Here is an 18784-nt window from a genome sequence, read left to right on the forward strand (position 1 = left end):
TAATTGAATCATTGGAAATTGAAAAAAGTGCGGATGCCAACAGACCTTCATCGGTACATTGACATCTCACATTCTTTCATTATTTTATTCTAGGTTGATACTCAAACCTAAACCTCTCAACTCGTGCAACAATACGTTCAAGGATTCCGGAATACCAGGTTGTGGCATCGGTTCACCTTTCACAATTGCTTCATAAGCCTTCGAACGTCCTACCACGTCATCAGATTTGATAGTCAGGATTTCCTGCAAGATATGGGCAGCACCGAAACCTTCGAGTGCCCAAACCTCCATTTCTCCGAAACGCTGACCACCGAATTGAGCTTTACCACCAAGAGGTTGCTGAGTAATCAATGAGTACGGACCGATAGAACGAGCATGCATCTTGTCTTCAACCATGTGGCCCAACTTCAACATGTAAGTTACGCCCACAGTAGCTGCCTGGTCAAATTGCTCACCTGTACCACCATCACAAAGATAAGTCTTACAGTAGCGAGGCAATCCTGCCTTGTCTGTCCACTGATCCAGATCTTCCATGGTAGCACCGTCGAAAATAGGAGTCGCGAATTTCACGCCCAACGTTTTTCCGGCACGTCCGAGTACAGCTTCAAAAATCTGACCAATGTTCATACGAGAAGGCACACCCAACGGATTCAACACAATGTCAACCGGAGTACCATCAGCCAAGAACGGCATATCCTCCTGACGAACAACACGGGATACAATACCCTTGTTACCGTGGCGACCAGCCATCTTATCACCCACACCAATCTTACGTTTCTTAGCAATATATACTTTTGCCATCTGGATAATACCAGCAGGAAGTTCATCACCAATTGTAATAGCAAACTTCTTACGTTTCAATTCAGCATCCAGCTCTTTATATTTCTTAATGAAATTCATCACCAGATCACGAATCATACCGTTAATATGATCGTCACTTGTCCAGTTGCTCAACTGAATAGAAGTAAAGTCAAGTGAATCAAAATCAGAAGCACTGAACTTAGAACCTTTCGCAATAACTTCCGCACCCAAATAGTCTTTCACACCTTGAGAAACCTTACCTTCAGTCAAAGTCATCAGTTTCTTAACCAGGATACGTTTCAAGTCAGCTACCTTAGATTCAAATTCATCATCAATCTTAGGCAACAATGCTTTATCGGCCAGTTTAGAGCTACGATTCTTAATCACACGTGAGAAAAGTTTCTTATCAATCACCACACCTTTCAAAGAAGGAGAAGCTTTCAAAGAAGCATCTTTCACGTCACCTGCCTTATCACCGAAGATAGCCCGAAGCAGTTTTTCTTCCGGAGAAGGATCAGATTCACCCTTCGGCGTAATCTTACCAATCATGATATCACCCGGCTCGATACGAGCACCGATTCTTACGATACCGTTTTCATCCAAGTCTTTGGTAGCTTCTTCACTTACATTCGGGATATCAGAAGTCAGCTCTTCCATACCACGCTTTGTTTCACGAACTTCCAGCGAATATTCCTCTACGTGAACCGAAGTCAACAAGTCTTCGCGTACCACACGTTCGTTCAATACGATAGCATCCTCATAGTTGTAACCCTTCCAAGGCATATAAGCTACCAGCAGGTTCTTACCCAATGCCAATTCACCCTTTTCAGTAGAATAACCTTCAGTCAAGATATCACCTTTCTTCACACGCTGGCCTTTGTCACAAATCGGACGTAAGTCAATCGTCATGTTCTGGTTAGTCTTACGGAACTTAGGTATTCTATATTCCTTCAAAGCAGGTTCGAAACTTACAAATTCTTCGTCTTCCGTACGGTCATACAAAATACGGATAGTAGTAGCATCCACATAGTCAACCACACCATCGCCTTCTGCGGTAATCTGGGTACGAGAGTCTCTTACCAACTGACGTTCGATACCTGTACCTACGATCGGAGCTTCACTTCTCAACAAAGGAACTGCCTGGCGCATCATGTTCGATCCCATCAATGCACGGTTAGCATCGTCATGTTCCAAGAATGGAATCAAAGAAGCTGCAATAGATGCGATCTGCTGTGGAGCAACGTCCATCAAGTCAACTTCAGATGGTTCAACAACCGGGAAATCTGCATCTTGACGAGACTTAACTCTGTTAAGTACGAATGTACCATCGTCATTCAACGGAGCATTTCCCTGCGCAATAACCTTTTCTTCCTCTTCTTCAGCAGTCAGATAAATCAGACCGTTATCAGAAAGATCCACTTTCCCATTTTCCACCTTGCGGTAGGGAGTTTCAATGAATCCTAGCTCATTAATCTTAGCAAATACACACAATGAAGAAATCAAACCAATGTTCGGACCTTCAGGAGTCTCAATCGGACAAAGACGACCATAGTGTGTATAGTGAACGTCACGAACCTCAAATCCGGCACGTTCACGGGAAAGACCACCAGGACCAAGGGCAGACATACGACGTTTGTGCGTAATTTCAGCCAGCGGGTTTGTCTGGTCCATGAACTGCGACAACGCGTTCGTTCCGAAGAATGAGTTGATTACTGAAGAAATAGTCTTCGCATTAATCAAATCAATCGGAGTAAACACTTCGTTGTCACGAACGTTCATACGTTCACGAATCGTACGAGACATACGAGCCAGCCCCACAGCAAACTGATTAGAAAGCTGTTCACCAACAGTACGTACACGACGGTTACTCAAGTGGTCAATATCATCCACATCCGCTTTTGAGTTAATCAACTCAATCAGATATTTGATGATTTCAATAATATCTTCCTTCGTGAGGACACGCACGTCCATATCAGTCGTCAGATTCAACTTTTTGTTGATTCTGTAACGACCTACATCACCAAGGTCATATCGTTTTTCTGAGAAGAACAAGTTGTTGATAACCTCCCTTGCACTTGCGTCATCAGCCGGATCGGCATTACGCAACTGACGGTAGATATACAACACAGCTTCTTTTTCCGAGTTACTCGGGTCCTTCTGCAACGTATTATATATGATAGAGAAATCGGACTGATTCGGTTCATCCTTATGCAAAAGGATGTTCTGAACTCCCGACTCCAAAATTTCATCAATATGCTCCTCTTCCAGTACGGTTTCACGGTCGATAATAACTTCGTTACGTTCAATAGAAACCACTTCACCGGTATCTTCATCAACGAAATCTTCAATCCATGTTTTCAAGACACGTGCAGCCAGTTTACGGCCTAACACCTTCTTCAGATTTGTCTTGTTTACCTTCACATCTTCTGCAAGATCGAAAATCTCAAGAATATCTTTGTCATTCTCGAAGCCAATTGCACGCAACAATGTAGTCACCGGCAATTTCTTCTTACGGTCGATGTATGCGTACATCACATTATTGATGTCAGTAGCAAACTCAATCCACGAACCCTTAAACGGAATAATACGAGCCGAATAAAGTTTCGTACCATTGGCATGTACACTCTGACCGAAGAACACACCCGGAGAACGGTGAAGCTGTGACACAACTACGCGTTCGGCACCGTTAATGACGAAAGTAGCCTTATCAGTCATATAAGGAATCGGGCCGAGGAATACGTCCTGAATCACTGTATCAAAATCCTCATGATCGGGGTCCGTACAGTAAAGCTTAAGTTTCGCTTTTAAGGGAACACTATAAGTAAGCCCACGCTCTATACAATCATCAATGGTATAACGCGGCGGATCAATATAATAGTCCAGAAACTCAAGAACAAAATTGTTTCTTGTATCGGCAATAGGGAAGTTTTCAGCAAATACTTTATACAATCCCTCATTCTTACGCTTTTCAGGTGGGGTATCTAATTGTAGAAAGTCTTGGAATGACTTCAATTGTACTTCCAGGAAATCCGGGTATTCTAGCGGATTCTTAGTCGAAGCAAAATTAACTCTTTGATTTACAGTATTTGAAGACATCTGTCAATGAATTTGGAGAACTTAATTTGAAATATATACACAAAAAGGTTAAGAATCCTCTTGTGAAGGATTCCTAACCGAATTACCTGATTACCAGGCCAATGTTATTTAAGTTCAACTTCAGCTCCAGCTTCTTCCAATGTTTTCTTCAATGATTCTGCTTCGTCTTTAGCCAAACCTTCTTTTACTGTGCTAGGAGCACCGTCTACCAAGTCTTTAGCTTCTTTCAAACCAAGACCACAAGCTTCCTTAACGGCCTTAACTACTTGAAGTTTAGCTGCACCAGCGCTCTTCAATACTACGTCGAAAGAAGTTTTTTCTTCTGCGGCAGCAGCACCAGCTGCAGGACCAGCAGCAACAGCTACAGCTGCAGCAGCAGGTTCAATACCGTATTCTTCTTTAAGGATAGTTGCAAGTTCATTAACTTCTTTTACTGTCAAGTTAACTAATTGTTCTGCAAAAGCTTTCAAATCTGCCATTTTTTGTATGATTTTAATTGTTTAAATACTTTGTTGATTTTTGAAAATTATTCGGGACGTTCACCAAGAGTCTTGAGAACTCCGTGAAGGGTGTTACCACCTGATTGAAGAGCAGAAATAACATTCTTGGCCGGAGATTGCAACAGGGCAACGATATCGGCGATAACTTCATTCTTACTCTTGATTGAAACGAGAGCATCCAATTGATCAGCACCAATGTAGAAGCTTTCTTCTGCATATGCAGCTTTCAGTCCGGGAATACCGTCTTTCGCTTTGTCTTTGATTAACTTAGCAGGAACGTTTGCAGTATTGCTAAACATAACAGCAGTAGTACCTTTCAAAGAACCGTAAAGAGGTGAGAAGTCTTCTTCCAAGCTTTCAAGTGCTTTGTGAAGCAGCGTGTTTTTAACCAACATCAATTTGATGTCTGATTTAAAACAATCTCTTCTCAATGCACTGGTAGCAGCAGCGTTCATAGCTGTAACGTCTACCAAGTAGAAGTGACCATATTCCTTTACTGTAGCAGCAATTTGCTCTATAATCGTACTTTTATCTTCCTTTCTCATTATTTCTCTGTTTTATTAGATTTCATCCACTGATTTCGGGTCGATTTTAATACCCGCACTCATTGTACTAGAAAGATAAATACTCTTAATATATGTACCCTTTGCTGCGGTCGGTTTCAGTTTGTTCAGAGTAGAGATGAACTCTTTCGCGTTGTCGCGAATCTGATCAGGACTGAATGATACCTTACCGATAGAAGTGTGAACGATACCGCTCTTATCAACTTTAAAGTCAATCTTACCTTGTTTTACTTCTTTTACAGCCTTAGCAACATCCATAGTTACAGTACCACTCTTAGGGTTCGGCATCAATCCACGAGGACCGAGTACACGACCGAGCGCACCAATTTTACCCATGATAGATGGCATAGTGATGATTACATCAATATCAGTCCATCCACCTTTGATCTTTTCAATATATTCGTCAAGACCAACGTAGTCAGCACCAGCTTCTTTTGCAGCAGCTTCAGCATCCGGTGTACAAAGTACCAACACACGCACTTCTTTACCAGTACCATGAGGAAGTGAAACAACACCTCTCACCATCTGGTTAGCTTTACGTGGGTCAACACCTAAACGTACATCAATATCCAGTGAAGCATCAAACTTAGTAAAAGTGATTTCTTTTACCAAAGATGCAGCTTCTTTCAGTGAGTATGCTTTCCCTGCTTCAATCTTTTCTGCAGCTAACTTTTGATTTTTTGTCAGTTTACCCATTACAATTGAAGTTTATTAATTATTAACCGGGAACTCCCCTTTTACAGCGATACCCATACTTCTAGCTGTACCTGCAACCATTCTCATGGCAGCTTCCACAGTAAAACAGTTTAAGTCAACCATTTTGTCCTGAGCAATCGTACGAACCTGTTCCCAAGTAAGCTCGGCAACTTTCTTACGGTTAGGCTCAGCAGAACCACTCTTTACCTTAGCTACTTCAAGTAATTGAATAGCAACGGGAGGAGTCTTGATTACAAAATCGAAAGACTTATCTGCGTAGTAAGTAATGATAACAGGTAAAATCTTACCTGCTTTGTCTTGGGTTCTGGCATTGAATTGCTTGCAAAATTCCATGATATTAATACCCTTAGAACCCAAAGCAGGTCCAACGGGAGGTGATGGATTTGCAGCGCCTCCTTTAATCTGTAACTTGATTAGTCCAGCAACTTCTTTAGCCATTTTTTTATTGATTTATATATAAACATTAAACGAAGAACAACAACAGCGTAACAATTCCGTGTTATTCCTTTTCCACTTGCATAAAGCCCAATTCAAGCGGAGTTTTGCGCCCGAATATCTTTACCATGACCTTTAGTTTCTTTTTTTCACTATTCACTTCTTCAATGATGCCACTGAATCCGCTGAAAGGTCCAAAAGTAACTTTTACAGTTTCTCCCACTACGTACGGAATATTGAGTTCTTCACCCGTTTCCTGCAGTTCGTCCACTGTACCAAGTATACGATTCACTTCTGATTGTCTGAGAGGCACCGGTTTTTCGGAGCCGCCTAAAAAGCCTATCACATTCGGAGTATTGCGCAGGTGATGAGCGACCTCACCAACCAAAGCAGCCTCCACTAAAACGTAGCCAGGAAGATAACTTCTTTCCTTCACATTTTTTTTACCATTGCGAACCTGGTAAACTTTTTCAGTAGGAATCAATACCTGAGATACATATTCACCAAGGTCGCTGTTCTTAAGATCAGCTTCAAGATATTCCTTTACCTTAGCTTCTTTACCGCTAATAGCACGTAGAACGTACCATTTCTTTTCAATCTCAGCCATTTTCAATTCCTAATTTTTTAATGTGGATAAACGATTTTTTCCATGAAGTTCTGGAAACAGACATCCATACCCCATACTACCAATGCAATAAGCAGGGAAGCATATAAAACAACTACTGCACTGTTAGCAAGTTCAGAATACGTAGGCCACGATACTTTATGTACAAGTTCGTCGTAAGATTCTTTAATATAAGCTATTACCTTTTTCATTTCAATAATATTAGCACGGGAGGAGAGGCTCGAACTCCCGACACCCGGTTTTGGAGACCGGTGCTCTACCAACTGAGCTACTCCCGTGTGTACATAATCAGTTCCCGATTGGAAAACCGGGAACTGATTAATTATTGTGTATTAGTCGATAATTTCAGTAATCTGACCAGCACCTACCGTACGTCCACCTTCGCGGATAGCGAAACGAAGACCCGGGTTCAATGCTACTGGGTAGATCAACTCAACTGTAATAGTTACGTTATCACCCGGCATTACCATTTCTGTTCCTTCCGGCAAAGTGATTTCACCTGTACAGTCCATAGTACGCAAGTAGAACTGAGGACGGTATTTGTTGTGGAACGGAGTGTGACGACCACCTTCTTCTTTCTTCAAGATATAAACCTCAGCTTTGAATTTAGAGTGCGGTTTAATCTGACCTGGTTTACAAAGAACCATACCACGTTTGATTTCGTTCTTGTCAATACCACGAAGCAAAAGGCCTACGTTGTCACCAGCTTCACCTTGATCCAACAGTTTACGGAACATTTCAACACCAGTTACAACTGATTTCTTATCTTCACCTAAACCAAGGATTTCGATTTCATCACCAACGTGGATAACACCAGTTTCGATACGACCTGTTGCTACAGTACCACGTCCTGTGATAGAGAACACGTCTTCAACCGGCATCAAGAATGGTTTATCAACATCGCGCGGAGGCAGTGGAATCCAGTTATCAACTGCATCCATCAGTTCCATAACTTTGTCTTCCCATTTTTCAACACCGTTCAATGCGCCAAGAGCAGAACCACGGATGATAGGAGTATTGTCACCGTCGAAATCATAGAATGAAAGAAGTTCTCTCATTTCCATTTCAACGAGTTCCAACATTTCTTCGTCGTCTACCATATCGCACTTGTTCAAGAATACAACCAGACGAGGTACGTTTACCTGACGAGCCAACAGGATGTGTTCGCGAGTTTGAGGCATCGGACCATCAGTTGCAGCACAAACGATGATAGCACCGTCCATCTGAGCAGCACCAGTTACCATGTTCTTTACGTAGTCGGCGTGACCCGGACAGTCTACGTGTGCATAGTGACGGTTAGCTGTTTGATATTCAACGTGAGAAGTATTGATAGTAATACCTCTTTCTTTTTCTTCAGGAGCGTTGTCGATAGAATCGAAAGAACGCAATTCTGAAAGACCTTTCTTTGCCAACACAGTAGTGATAGCAGCTGTCAACGTTGTCTTACCGTGGTCTACGTGACCGATTGTACCAATGTTTACGTGCGGTTTGGTACGTTCAAATTTCTCTTTAGCCATAGCTTTACTTGTTATTTATTTGATTAATAATCAGCATTTACATCCTTTATGAGCTGTTACCGGGATTTGAACCCGGGACCTCTTCCTTACCAAGGAAGTGCTCTACCACTGAGCTATAACAGCAAGAAAAGAGAGCGGAAGACGGGGCTCAAACCCGCGACCCTCAGCTTGGAAGGCTAATGCTCTATCAACTGAGCTACTTCCGCATTCTTGCCAAAGTTGTCACTCTGATTGTGGGCAAAGATGGATTCGAACCACCGAAGGCGTAAGCCAGCAGATTTACAGTCTGCCCCATTTGGCCACTCTGGTATTTGCCCTTTTCAAAATCAAGAAATAAAAGAACTATTTTCAAACAATATGATGAAGACAGACGTTCTATCTTTGTTCTTCGGTTTCTTTTTGAGCCTCTTGTCGGATTCGAACCAACGACCCCGAGATTACAAATCACGTGCTCTGGCCAACTGAGCTAAAGAGGCAAACTTACTAAAAAATGCAACCGTCACGTTCTAACGCGAGCGAAACGGCTGCAAATTTAGTTATTTATTTCTTTCCCGCAAAATATTTGGGATTTTTTTATTTGCTACGTTGCTTTTCCTTGTATTTAACCAGCTGTTTTCCGAGTGCTTCCACATCTAAATCAATTGCTTCTTCAAATGTATCGCATACTTTGCTTGCATAAAACTCTCCATTTGGGATCAATATTTTAATGCCCGCTTCCTTGTTTTCAGCAACTTCTGGTTTAACTACCTTTAATGACACCTCTACTTTCTTTATATCTTCGTAATATTTTTCCAACTTGGACACTTTCTTCTGAATAAATGCCTGCAATTGCTCTGACGCATCAAAGTGAATTGATTGAATTCTAACATCCATACTTACCTCCTTTTTTTTAAGCTCTTGGATGAGCTTGTTTATACACTTTTTTAAGTTCTTCAAATGTGGCATGTGTGTAGATCTCGGTAGTTGTTATGCTTTCGTGACCCAAAAGTTCTTTTACCGCCCCCAGCTCTGCTTCATTATTCAGCATTGTGGTAGCAAAAGTATGCCTCAACACGTGAGGGCTCTTTTTCTTCAACGTCGCCACCTTTGACAGGTTCCGTTTCACTAAATTATAGACTAGATTCTTGTAAAGCCGTTCACCATTCTCTCTAATAAAGAAAGCTTCCGACCTTTCCGGAATCGTTTCGTTTCTTACATTAATATATTCAAGCATCAATTCCTGCAGTTCGTCACCGAACGGAATCAGCCGTTGCTTGTTTCTTTTCCCGGTCACTTTCAGAAGAGAAGCCGAAAAATCCACATCCTTATTATCCAGACCTATCAATTCCGAAAGTCTCATGCCGGTAGCATAAAACATTTCAATAATCAACCGATCCCGACAGCCTTTAAATCCTTCACCAAAGTCCGTTTCATCCAATAACCGATTCATTTCGTTTTCTTTTAAGAACACAGGCAACGGCTTTTTGTTTTTAGGTCCTTTTATTTTACGCAAAGGATCTATAGTCGTTTCTCCCTGCCTCAAGAGATACTTGTAAAACGTTCGGAGCGAACTTAGCTTACGATTTACAGAAGTTGAGGTATACCCTTTGTCCATCAATGAAACAATCCATTCACGAATCAGTTCCGCCTCGACCTCCAACGGATTAAATTTTCCATACTCTTCCTGAGCAAACTCCTGCAGTTGCTTTATATCTTCACCGTACGCAAGAACGGTTTTTTCAGAATAGTTCCGCTCATACTGGAGATAATCAAGAAAAGATTCTATCAACATAATATCGCTACATCTAAAATCGTGCAACGAATGTATGAAAAGAATTCAATAATTCAAAGGAAATTACGAATTATTAATCTTCTACTTGCTGAAGTTGTTGTACGTAAACTGCGCGTTCTTTCTTAAGTCTTTTAGTTACAGACGGTTTATCAAACTGTTGTCTGCTTCTCAACTCTTTTACAATGCCAGTCTTTTCAAATTTTCTTTTGAACTTCTTCAGCGCTTTTTCAATGTTTTCGCCTTCTTTTACAGGTACTACAATCATTTTGTTACTATTAATATGTTATGATTAAAAAATTCCGCAGTCAAATTGCGCCGCAAAATTACACATACTTTCTTTATTCACAAAACTTTCGGCAAATATTTCTCAAAAACTATTCATAAACAAGTTATTAAATGCAGAAAGTTAGTACCTTTGAAACACTTACATGTCTATAATAATATAATAAAGTATGAAACAGAGCATAAAAGAGCGAGTGCATGCACTGCGCATGACCTTTCATTCCAATTCTATCAAAGCGTTCATTATTCCCAGCACCGACCCTCATCTTAGTGAATATGTGGCTCCCCACTGGATGTCACGGGAGTGGATTTCCGGTTTTACTGGTTCTGCCGGAACAGCGGTTATCCTGATGGATAAAGCAGGATTATGGACCGACTCACGTTATTTTCTGCAAGCTACGAAGGAATTGGAGGGCAGCGGCATTACCTTATATAAAGAGATGTTGCCGGAGACTCCCAGTATTACAGAATTTCTCTGCCAACACTTAAAACCTGGAGAATCTGTAAGTATCGACGGGAAAATGTTCTCTGTGCAACAGGTCGAACAGATGAAAGAAGAACTGGCGGCACATCAGTTACAGGTCGACATATTTGGAGATCCATTGAGTAGCATTTGGAAAGACCGGCCCGCCATGCCTGATTCTCCTGCCTTTATTTATGATATCAAATATGCAGGGAAAAGCTGCGAAGAGAAAATATCCGCCATCCGTACGGAGTTGAAAAAGAAAGATGTCTATGCTTTATTCATATCCGCACTCGACGAGATCGCATGGACTCTCAATTTGCGAGGAAACGATGTACATTGCAATCCGGTCATAGTAAGTTACCTGTTAATCACACAGGATGAAGTGACTTATTTTATTTCACCAGAGAAAGTGACGGCAGAGGTAGAGACTTATCTAAAGGAACGGCAGATTGGGATACAGAAGTATGATGAGGTAGAGACATACCTGAATTCTTTTCCGGGAAAAAACATTCTGATTGATCCACGAAAAACGAATTATTCTATCTATTCGTCTATTAATCCGCAATGTTCTATTCTTCGTGGCGAGTCGCCTGTCGCATTATTGAAAGCGATTCGCAATGAGCAGGAGGTCGCCGGCATCCACGCTGCCATGCAACGGGATGGAGTAGCACTCGTCAAATTCCTCAAATGGCTGGAAGAATCCGTATCTACCGGAAAAGAGACAGAATTAAGTATAGATAAAAAGTTGCATGAGTTTAGGGCTGCACAGCCTCTCTACATGGGGGAAAGTTTCGACACGATTGCAGGATATAAAGAACATGGGGCAATCGTACATTATTCAGCTACCCCGGAAAGTGACGTGACTCTTCAGCCCAGAGGGTTCTTACTCTTAGATTCAGGAGCCCAATATCTGGACGGAACCACTGACATCACCCGAACCATTGCCTTAGGCGAACTTACAGAAGAAGAAAAAACGGATTATACCCTTATATTAAAAGGACACATCGCGTTGGCTATGGCCAAATTCCCTGCCGGAACCCGTGGAGCCCAGCTCGATGTACTAGCCCGTATGCCTATCTGGAACCACAGAATGAATTTTCTTCATGGCACAGGACATGGCGTCGGACATTTCCTGAGTGTACACGAAGGTCCGCAAAGCATTCGTATGAATGAGAATCCTGTCATTTTGCAGCCCGGCATGGTTACTTCCAATGAACCTGGTGTTTATAAAGCAGGCAGTCACGGGATACGTACGGAGAACCTGACGTTGGTTTGCAAAGATGGAGAGGGAATGTTTGGAGAATATCTTAAGTTTGAAACTATCACTTTATGCCCAATCTGCAAAAAAGGGATCATCAAGGAGATGCTGACAAATGAAGAAATTGAATGGTTAAACAATTACCATCAGACTGTCTACGAGAAGTTGTCACCGGATCTTAACGAAGAAGAAAAAGTTTGGTTACAAGAGGCGACTGCTTCCCTTTAAACAGAACTTGTCTGACACCCGGGTGTCAAGCATACTGAGACCCGGGTGTCAGACTATCCAAGACCCGGGTCTCATCCATCACGACACCCGGGTGTCGTACAACATAGAACTGCATTAAATAAAAAACTTTATTAGAAACAAATATTATATGGCTTTAATTAAATCAGTACGGGGTTTTACTCCCGAAATCGGAGAAAACTGCTTCCTCGCAGATAATGCAACTATTATAGGAGATGTAAAAATAGGAAATGATTGTAGCATTTGGTTTAATACGGTATTAAGAGGTGACGTCAACTCCATACGAATCGGCAATGGTGTCAACATTCAGGATGGAAGTGTCTTGCATACGTTATATCAGAAATCGACTATTGAAATTGGCGATCACGTATCCGTTGGGCATAATGTCACCATTCATGGGGCGACCATCAAAGATTATGCATTGGTAGGGATGGGGTCAACCGTCCTGGATCACGTCGTAGTTGGTGAAGGAGCAATCGTTGCCGCCGGTTCGCTGGTATTAAGCAATACCATCATTGAGCCGGGAAGTATTTGGGGAGGAGTACCCGCGAAATTCATAAAAAAGGTAGATCCTGAACAAGCCAAAGAACTGAATCAGAAGATTGCTCACAATTATTTGATGTATTCGCAATGGTATAAGGAAGATAAATAGCAGACTCTAACAAGTTAATAAAAACAGCGGGACATTCTAATGAAAGAACATCCCGCTGTTTTTATAAGATTTTTTATAAAGCCGTTTTTTTACAAAAAGCGAATTCATTGGATTCATCTCTTTTCGACACTATTTCCTCTAATCAAAAATTAATCATGTGCATAATCTTTTCTGTAGCTCCGGCATTACTAGTCACATAATAACCTGCATTTGTTCCTGTTTCACGCAAGAACAATTCATCCGTCAGGAAACGATCCAGTAAAGTTTTCAGTTCATCATAATCTTTGATAGAATAAGCGCCTTTTGCTTCGAGCAATTGAACGGCTTCCATAAATTTCTGATACTTCGGTCCGAAAATCACCGGAATACCATATACAGCCGCTTCCAATGTGTTATGAATACCGACTCCGAAACCTCCACCGATATAAGCTATTTCGCCATAACGGTAAATAGAGGACAGCAGTCCGAAGCAGTCTATAATAAGACAATCCGCTTTCAATACATTCCTTTCGTCGGCACGGGTATAGCGCACATACGGACGTTTCAATTTACCGATGATTTCAACCAAGTGATTCTCGTCAATCACATGCGGAGCAATAATCAGTTTCATTTCCGGATGGTTATTGAAATATTCGAGGAATAAATCTTCGTCAGGTCCCCATGAGCTTCCGGCAATAAAAGTAAAGGAATTGGTTCCTTTAAATTTCTCTACCAACGGGAGTTCTTTAGCCTCTTCACGGATTTGTAACACGCGGTCAAAACGGGTATCTCCCACTACTGTCACACGGCTGATACCGATTTTCGACAAGTAACGTTTGGATGCCTCATTCTGAACAAAGAGATGATCGAAATCTTTCAATACATTGCGATAAGTTCCACCGTACCATTTAAAGAATATTTGTTCGCGACGGAAGATAGACGATACACTATATACCGGAATACGGCGTTTGTGAAGTTCATCCAGATAATTCTTCCAAAACTCATATTTGATAAAAAACGCCATGCAAGGATTTGCAATATCCAGGAACTTTTTCACATTTCGCGGTTTATCAAACGGCAGATAGCAGACAATATCCGCCCCCCGGTAATGTTTACGCACCTCGTAACCGGAAGGAGAAAAAAATGTCAGCAATATCTTATAGTTAGGATACTTCGCACGAATCATTTCTATCAGAGGGCGCCCTTGTTCAAACTCTCCCAGTGAAGCAGCATGAAACCAAATATACTGTTCCCCTTTCTCCACTTGCTGCCGCAGGAGTTCATACACTACCCAATGCCCTTTCATCATCTTTCGGGGCTTACGGCTAAACGGAGCAGCCAAATGGACGATAAAGTCATAAATGACTATTGCCAGGTCGTAAAGCATAGTACTGTGTCGATTACTTCAAAACCTCTACCGCACGTTTCATGCGAGCTATCGTCTCCTCTTTGCCCAATACCCAGGAAATATCGAACATGTGCGGGCCTTTTCCTTCACCCACTAATGTCAGACGGAAAGCATTCATGATATTACCAGTATGATAACCTTTCTCCGCAATCCAGTCCATAACGACTTTTTCCTGTCCTTCAATACTAAAGTCTTCAATGCCGGCAATCACTTCTGCCAATTCGGTCATACATTTTGCAGAATCTTCTTTCCAACGTTTCTTCACCGTCTTTTCATCATATTCGGTAGGAGCAACGAAGAAGAAGCTACATACGTCCCACAGTTCTTTAATGAAACTTACCCGATCTTTCATCATGCCAACCACAGTCACCACTTTTTCGAAAGGAGCTTCTACACCATGTTCTTTCAGGAAAGGCAAGAACAGTTCCGCAATTTCTTCGTTAGGTTTCTGCTGTATATATTGATGGTTGAACCATATTCCCTTTTTATAGTCGAACTTGGCACCCGACTTGCTGCAACGGTGAAGATCAAACAATTTAATCAATTCGTCCATTGACATCACTTCCTGGTCATTGCCCGGGTTCCATCCCAATAAAGCAAGGAAATTAATCACTGCTTCCGGCAGATACCCCGATTCACGATAACCTGAAGAGATTTCTCCCGATTTCGGATCGTGCCATTCCAGTGGGAATACAGGGAATCCGAGACGATCACCGTCACGTTTACTTAATTTTCCATTACCTTCCGGTTTCAGCAATAAAGGCAGGTGGGCAAATTCCGGCATTGTATCTTCCCAGCCGAAAGCACGGTACAACAACACATGCAAAGGAGCGGAAGGCAGCCATTCTTCACCACGAATCACGTGGGAAACTCCCATCAAATGGTCGTCCACGATATTTGCCAGATGGTAAGTCGGCAGTTCATCAGCCGATTTATAAAGCACTTTATCATCCAGAATGGATGAGTTGATAATAACTTCGCCACGAATCAGGTCATTCACATGTACGTCTTCATTCGGTTCGATTTTGAAACGAACGACGTATTGTTTGCCTTCAGCAATCAGTGCATCCACTTCTTCCTTCGGCATGGTTAATGAGTTGCGCATCATTCCGCGAGTAGATGCGTCATATTGGAAGTTAGCAATTTCGGCACGCTTAGCGTCCAGTTCCTCCGGAGTATCAAAAGCGATGTATGCTTTTCCATTTTCCAGCAAAACCTGCACATATTTCTTGTAGATTTCGCGGCGCTCCGACTGGCGGTACGGACCACATTCACCACCGAAGCTCACTCCTTCATCAAAGTGGATACCCAACCACTTAAAAGATTCGAGTATATACTCTTCCGCTCCCGGAACGAACCGGTTAGAATCAGTATCTTCAATACGAAATATCAAGTCTCCGCCGTGTTGACGCGCAAATAGATAATTATACAAAGCTGTACGCACACCACCGATGTGCAGTGCTCCCGTAGGACTTGGAGCAAAACGAACTCTTACTTTTCTTTCTGCCATAATTTGGGTTAGTATAGGTAAATCGTGGCAAAATTAAACCTTTTTTTCCACACTATTGTTTTTTTTTGTACTTTTCGCAAAAATTTCAGTGGATATGGAACATTTGAAGAAGAAAAAAAGTTTTTCATGGAGAGATTTACTATATAAATCACTGCTATTTGTGAGCACTGTGACGTTGATTGTCTATTTCCTGCCACGTGACGGAAAATTCAATTACCAGTTTGACATCAATAAGCCCTGGAAGTACGGGCAGCTGATCGCGACTTTCGACTTTCCTATTTATAAAGAGGACGCGGTAGTAAAAAGAGAGCAGGACAGTCTGATGGCTTTCTTCCAGCCTTATTACCAATTGGATAAAGACATCGAAAAAGACGCAATTGCCAAGTTGAAAGAGAATTATCACACCAATCTGAAAGGAATTCTTCCTTCCATCGATTACTTGCGGTATATCGAGCGTACCTTAAAAGAAATCTATCAGGCAGGTATCGTATCGACAGAGAATATACAACAGCTTCAAAAAGACAGCACTTCATCCGTCATGGTGATTGACGATAAACTTGCCAACCCGCAGGCTACCGAAAACATTTACACGGTAAAGAAAGCGTATGAACACCTGCTGACAGCAGACTCGACCCATTTCAACCGGGAAGTATTAAGGCAATGCGCGCTGAACGAATACATTACTCCCAACCTCACTTTTGACGAGGAGCGCACCCAGGCTGCCAAAGAGGAAATATTAAATAATTATTCCTGGGCAAACGGATTGGTAGTCAGCGGGCAGAAGATTATCGACCGTGGAGAGATCGTTAGTCCGCATACCTATAATATCCTCGAATCATTGCGCAAAGAATCCATCAAACGCAACGAGTCTATGGGACAAAACCGTTTGATTCTCGGTGGTCAGGTTCTGTTTGTGGGTATGCTGATGCTTTGTTTCATGCTCTATCTCGATTTATTCCGGAAAGACTATTATCAACGGAAAGGCAGTCTGTCGTTACTATTCACCCTGATTGTGTTCTACAGCGTCATAACGGCTTTCATGGTGACACATAATATATTTAATGTGTACATCATCCCCTACGCGATGCTGCCGATTATCATCCGTGTCTTTCTTGATTCGAGAACTGCTTTTCTGACGCATGTCATCACTATATTGATATGCTCCATCTCCTTGCGCTTCCCTCATGAGTTTATTCTGACGCAGTTGGCAGCGGGATTAGTGGCGATATTCAGCCTAAGGGAACTATCGCAGAGATCCCAGCTTTTCCGAACGGCCTTATTAGTGATACTGACTTATGCAGCCATTTATTTTGCTTTCGAACTGATGACGGAGAATGGTCTTTCCACCGACTTCTCAAAGTTGAACATACGCATGTACACTTACTTCATCATTAACGGAATCCTGTTATTATTCACTTATCCTTTATTATTCTTATTGGAAAAGACTTTCGGATTTACTTCCAATGTTACTTTGGTGGAACTTTCGAATATCAATAACGATCTTTTGCGGCAGATGTCTGAAACGGTTCCCGGAACCTTCCAACATTCCATGCAGGTGGCTAATCTGGCAGCAGAAGCCGCTATCCGCATTGGAGCAAAAAGCCAGTTAGTACGTACGGGGGCTTTGTATCACGATATCGGGAAGATGGAAAATCCGGCTTTCTTTACGGAGAATCAGTCGGGAGGGGTTAATCCGCATAAGAATTTGAATTACGAACAAAGCGCACAGGTCGTTATCAGCCATGTGACGGATGGATTGAAACTGGCGGATAAACACAATCTGCCTAAAGCGGTCAAAGATTTTATCAGCACCCATCACGGACGGGGAAAAACAAAATATTTCTATATTTCCTGGAAGAACGAGCATCCGGACGAAGAGCCGAATGAAGAATTGTTCACTTACCCCGGACCAAATCCGTTTACCAAAGAGCAGGCTATCCTGATGATGGCGGATGCTGTGGAAGCTGCCTCGCGCAGTCTTCCGGAATATACGGAAGAAACAATCAGCAACCTGGTCGACAAGATTATCGACTCACAGGTTACTGAAGGCTACTTTAAGGAATGTCCTATCACTTTCAAGGATATAGCAACTGTGAAAGCTGTATTCAAGGAAAAACTAAAGATTGCTTATCATACCCGGATCAGCTATCCGGAGTTAAAGAAGTAAGCAGGCCGGCACAAGCGTCTTCCAACACATCGAGTACATATTCAAATCCTTCGGCCCCTCCATAATAGGGGTCGGGGACATGATCTGCAGGAATACGGGTGCAGTACTCCGTCATGCGATGAATCTTCTTCCATTCTTCGGGAGAAGGTGCTTTGTCTTTCAGGTCGTCTATGTTCCGGTCGTCCATACCGATTATCAAATCAAAATGATAGAAATCTTCTGTACGGACGGGGCGCGAACGATGCACCAATTGGTAACCGCGACGAGCCGCGTGAGCACGCATCCGGCTGTCCGGCAGTTCGCCCTGATGATAAGACAAGATTCCGGCGGAATCTATCACAAATTCTTTTTCCAATCCCGCTTCTTTTATCAAATGAAGCATCACGCCTTCAGCCGTAGAGCTACGGCAGATATTTCCAAGACAGACAAACAATATCTTTTTCATAATTTCACTTTTAACAGATTCAAGAATAAGTCAAATGATAATTTTGCGGAGTGCCCTGAAAGGGCTTAATTATATAGCGTAGGGCAACGCCCTACGTAAAAACGACAATCTGAATTTGCGCCCTGAAAGGGCATATTTGTATACAGTTCCGCCCTTTCAGGGCTTGTGGCTGGTGTGTTTTTTTCGTAGGGCGTTGCCCTACGCTATATAATTAAGCCCTTTCAGGGCACCCCAATAAATATATAATTGTAAGGCTTTCAGCCTAACCGAAAAATTCCCATTTAACCGATAAATTCCCATTTACCGGCGTAGCGCCGGAGCAAGGTTTCCATTCGGTATTCCCTGA

At 42.2% G+C, this 18784-nt stretch carries 17 protein-coding genes and 5 tRNA genes; 3 read left to right on the forward strand and 19 right to left on the reverse strand.

Features of this window, described 5'->3' with window-relative positions; translation table 11 throughout:
- Positions 1–84: 84 nt before the first annotated feature.
- The 16 genes from rpoB to rpsU form a co-directional block, all read right to left on the reverse strand.
- Positions 85–3897 carry a DNA-directed RNA polymerase subunit beta gene (rpoB, locus tag HMPREF9009_RS01340; protein WP_004310892.1) on the reverse strand — a complete coding sequence of 1271 codons (3813 nt, stop codon included), beginning with the start codon at positions 3895–3897 and terminating at the stop codon, positions 85–87.
- Between the two features lie 104 nt (positions 3898–4001).
- Entirely contained in the window at positions 4002–4376 is a 375-nt protein-coding gene (rplL, locus tag HMPREF9009_RS01345) for a 50S ribosomal protein L7/L12 (protein ID WP_004296358.1), read from the reverse strand.
- Between the two features lie 47 nt (positions 4377–4423).
- Positions 4424–4942 (reverse strand): 50S ribosomal protein L10, encoded by a 519-nt coding sequence (gene rplJ / locus HMPREF9009_RS01350; RefSeq protein ID WP_004310893.1) that lies wholly within the window; start codon positions 4940–4942, stop codon positions 4424–4426.
- A gap of 15 nt (positions 4943–4957) precedes the next feature.
- Positions 4958–5656 (reverse strand): 50S ribosomal protein L1, encoded by a 699-nt coding sequence (rplA, locus tag HMPREF9009_RS01355; protein ID WP_004310894.1) that lies wholly within the window; start codon positions 5654–5656, stop codon positions 4958–4960.
- Between the two features lie 15 nt (positions 5657–5671).
- Positions 5672–6115, reverse strand: a complete 444-nt coding sequence (gene rplK, locus HMPREF9009_RS01360) for a 50S ribosomal protein L11 (RefSeq protein WP_004296361.1) — start codon at positions 6113–6115, stop codon at positions 5672–5674.
- 61 nt (positions 6116–6176) lie between these two features.
- Positions 6177–6719: a transcription termination/antitermination protein NusG gene (gene nusG / locus HMPREF9009_RS01365; RefSeq protein ID WP_049701234.1), complete on the reverse strand. Its 543-nt coding sequence runs from the start codon at positions 6717–6719 to the stop codon at positions 6177–6179.
- A gap of 17 nt (positions 6720–6736) precedes the next feature.
- Positions 6737–6928, reverse strand: a complete 192-nt coding sequence (gene secE, locus HMPREF9009_RS01370) for a preprotein translocase subunit SecE (protein ID WP_004296363.1) — start codon at positions 6926–6928, stop codon at positions 6737–6739.
- A gap of 14 nt (positions 6929–6942) precedes the next feature.
- Positions 6943–7015 (reverse strand) — tRNA-Trp (locus tag HMPREF9009_RS01375).
- Between the two features lie 54 nt (positions 7016–7069).
- The gene (gene tuf, locus HMPREF9009_RS01380) at positions 7070–8254 is read right to left on the reverse strand and encodes an elongation factor Tu (protein ID WP_004307553.1); all 1185 of its coding nucleotides are present in this window, start codon (positions 8252–8254) and stop codon (positions 7070–7072) included.
- Between the two features lie 51 nt (positions 8255–8305).
- Positions 8306–8377 (reverse strand) — tRNA-Thr (locus tag HMPREF9009_RS01385).
- Positions 8378–8387: 10 nt separating this feature from the next.
- Positions 8388–8460, reverse strand: a tRNA-Gly gene (locus HMPREF9009_RS01390).
- Between the two features lie 28 nt (positions 8461–8488).
- Positions 8489–8571: transfer RNA gene (locus HMPREF9009_RS01395), tRNA-Tyr, on the reverse strand.
- An 85-nt stretch (positions 8572–8656) separates the two neighbouring features.
- Positions 8657–8730: transfer RNA gene (locus tag HMPREF9009_RS01400), tRNA-Thr, on the reverse strand.
- Between the two features lie 97 nt (positions 8731–8827).
- A complete protein-coding gene (gene hpf, locus HMPREF9009_RS01405; protein ID WP_004310895.1) occupies positions 8828–9127 on the reverse strand; it encodes a ribosome hibernation-promoting factor, HPF/YfiA family in 300 nt (99 codons plus the stop codon).
- 16 nt (positions 9128–9143) lie between these two features.
- The gene (xerC, locus tag HMPREF9009_RS01410; protein ID WP_004313453.1) at positions 9144–10025 is read right to left on the reverse strand and encodes a tyrosine recombinase XerC; all 882 of its coding nucleotides are present in this window, start codon (positions 10023–10025) and stop codon (positions 9144–9146) included.
- 73 nt (positions 10026–10098) lie between these two features.
- Positions 10099–10290: a 30S ribosomal protein S21 gene (gene rpsU, locus HMPREF9009_RS01415; RefSeq protein WP_002558090.1), complete on the reverse strand. Its 192-nt coding sequence runs from the start codon at positions 10288–10290 to the stop codon at positions 10099–10101.
- A 187-nt stretch (positions 10291–10477) separates the two neighbouring features.
- Between rpsU and HMPREF9009_RS01420 the strand changes: the two genes are divergently transcribed.
- Both HMPREF9009_RS01420 and HMPREF9009_RS01425 read left to right on the forward strand, forming a co-directional pair.
- Entirely contained in the window at positions 10478–12259 is a 1782-nt protein-coding gene (locus HMPREF9009_RS01420) for an aminopeptidase P family protein (protein ID WP_049701235.1), read from the forward strand.
- Positions 12260–12407: 148 nt separating this feature from the next.
- Positions 12408–12929 (forward strand): gamma carbonic anhydrase family protein, encoded by a 522-nt coding sequence (locus HMPREF9009_RS01425; protein ID WP_004313451.1) that lies wholly within the window; start codon positions 12408–12410, stop codon positions 12927–12929.
- 142 nt (positions 12930–13071) lie between these two features.
- Here the strand turns inward: HMPREF9009_RS01425 and HMPREF9009_RS01430 are convergent, their stop codons facing one another.
- Both HMPREF9009_RS01430 and gltX read right to left on the reverse strand, forming a co-directional pair.
- Entirely contained in the window at positions 13072–14295 is a 1224-nt protein-coding gene (locus HMPREF9009_RS01430; protein WP_049701236.1) for a 3-deoxy-D-manno-octulosonic acid transferase, read from the reverse strand.
- A 13-nt stretch (positions 14296–14308) separates the two neighbouring features.
- Positions 14309–15826 carry a glutamate--tRNA ligase gene (gltX, locus tag HMPREF9009_RS01435; protein WP_008645735.1) on the reverse strand — a complete coding sequence of 506 codons (1518 nt, stop codon included), beginning with the start codon at positions 15824–15826 and terminating at the stop codon, positions 14309–14311.
- Positions 15827–15920: 94 nt separating this feature from the next.
- Here gltX and HMPREF9009_RS01440 point away from each other — a divergent pair, with 94 nt between their 5' ends.
- Positions 15921–17993, forward strand: a complete 2073-nt coding sequence (locus HMPREF9009_RS01440; protein ID WP_049701237.1) for an HD family phosphohydrolase — start codon at positions 15921–15923, stop codon at positions 17991–17993.
- On the opposite strand, the gene HMPREF9009_RS01445 is transcribed toward HMPREF9009_RS01440, so the two are convergent.
- On the reverse strand, positions 17968–18438 hold the full coding sequence (locus HMPREF9009_RS01445) for a low molecular weight protein-tyrosine-phosphatase (protein WP_049701238.1): 471 nt from the start codon (positions 18436–18438) through the stop codon (positions 17968–17970). The two genes, HMPREF9009_RS01440 and HMPREF9009_RS01445, sit on opposite strands and share 26 nt — an antisense overlap.
- Positions 18439–18784 lie beyond the last annotated feature (346 nt).

Origin of the sequence: Bacteroides sp. 3_1_13 (assembly GCF_001185845.1) — a bacterium.
In the GTDB taxonomy this organism is placed as follows: domain Bacteria; phylum Bacteroidota; class Bacteroidia; order Bacteroidales; family Bacteroidaceae; genus Bacteroides; species Bacteroides xylanisolvens.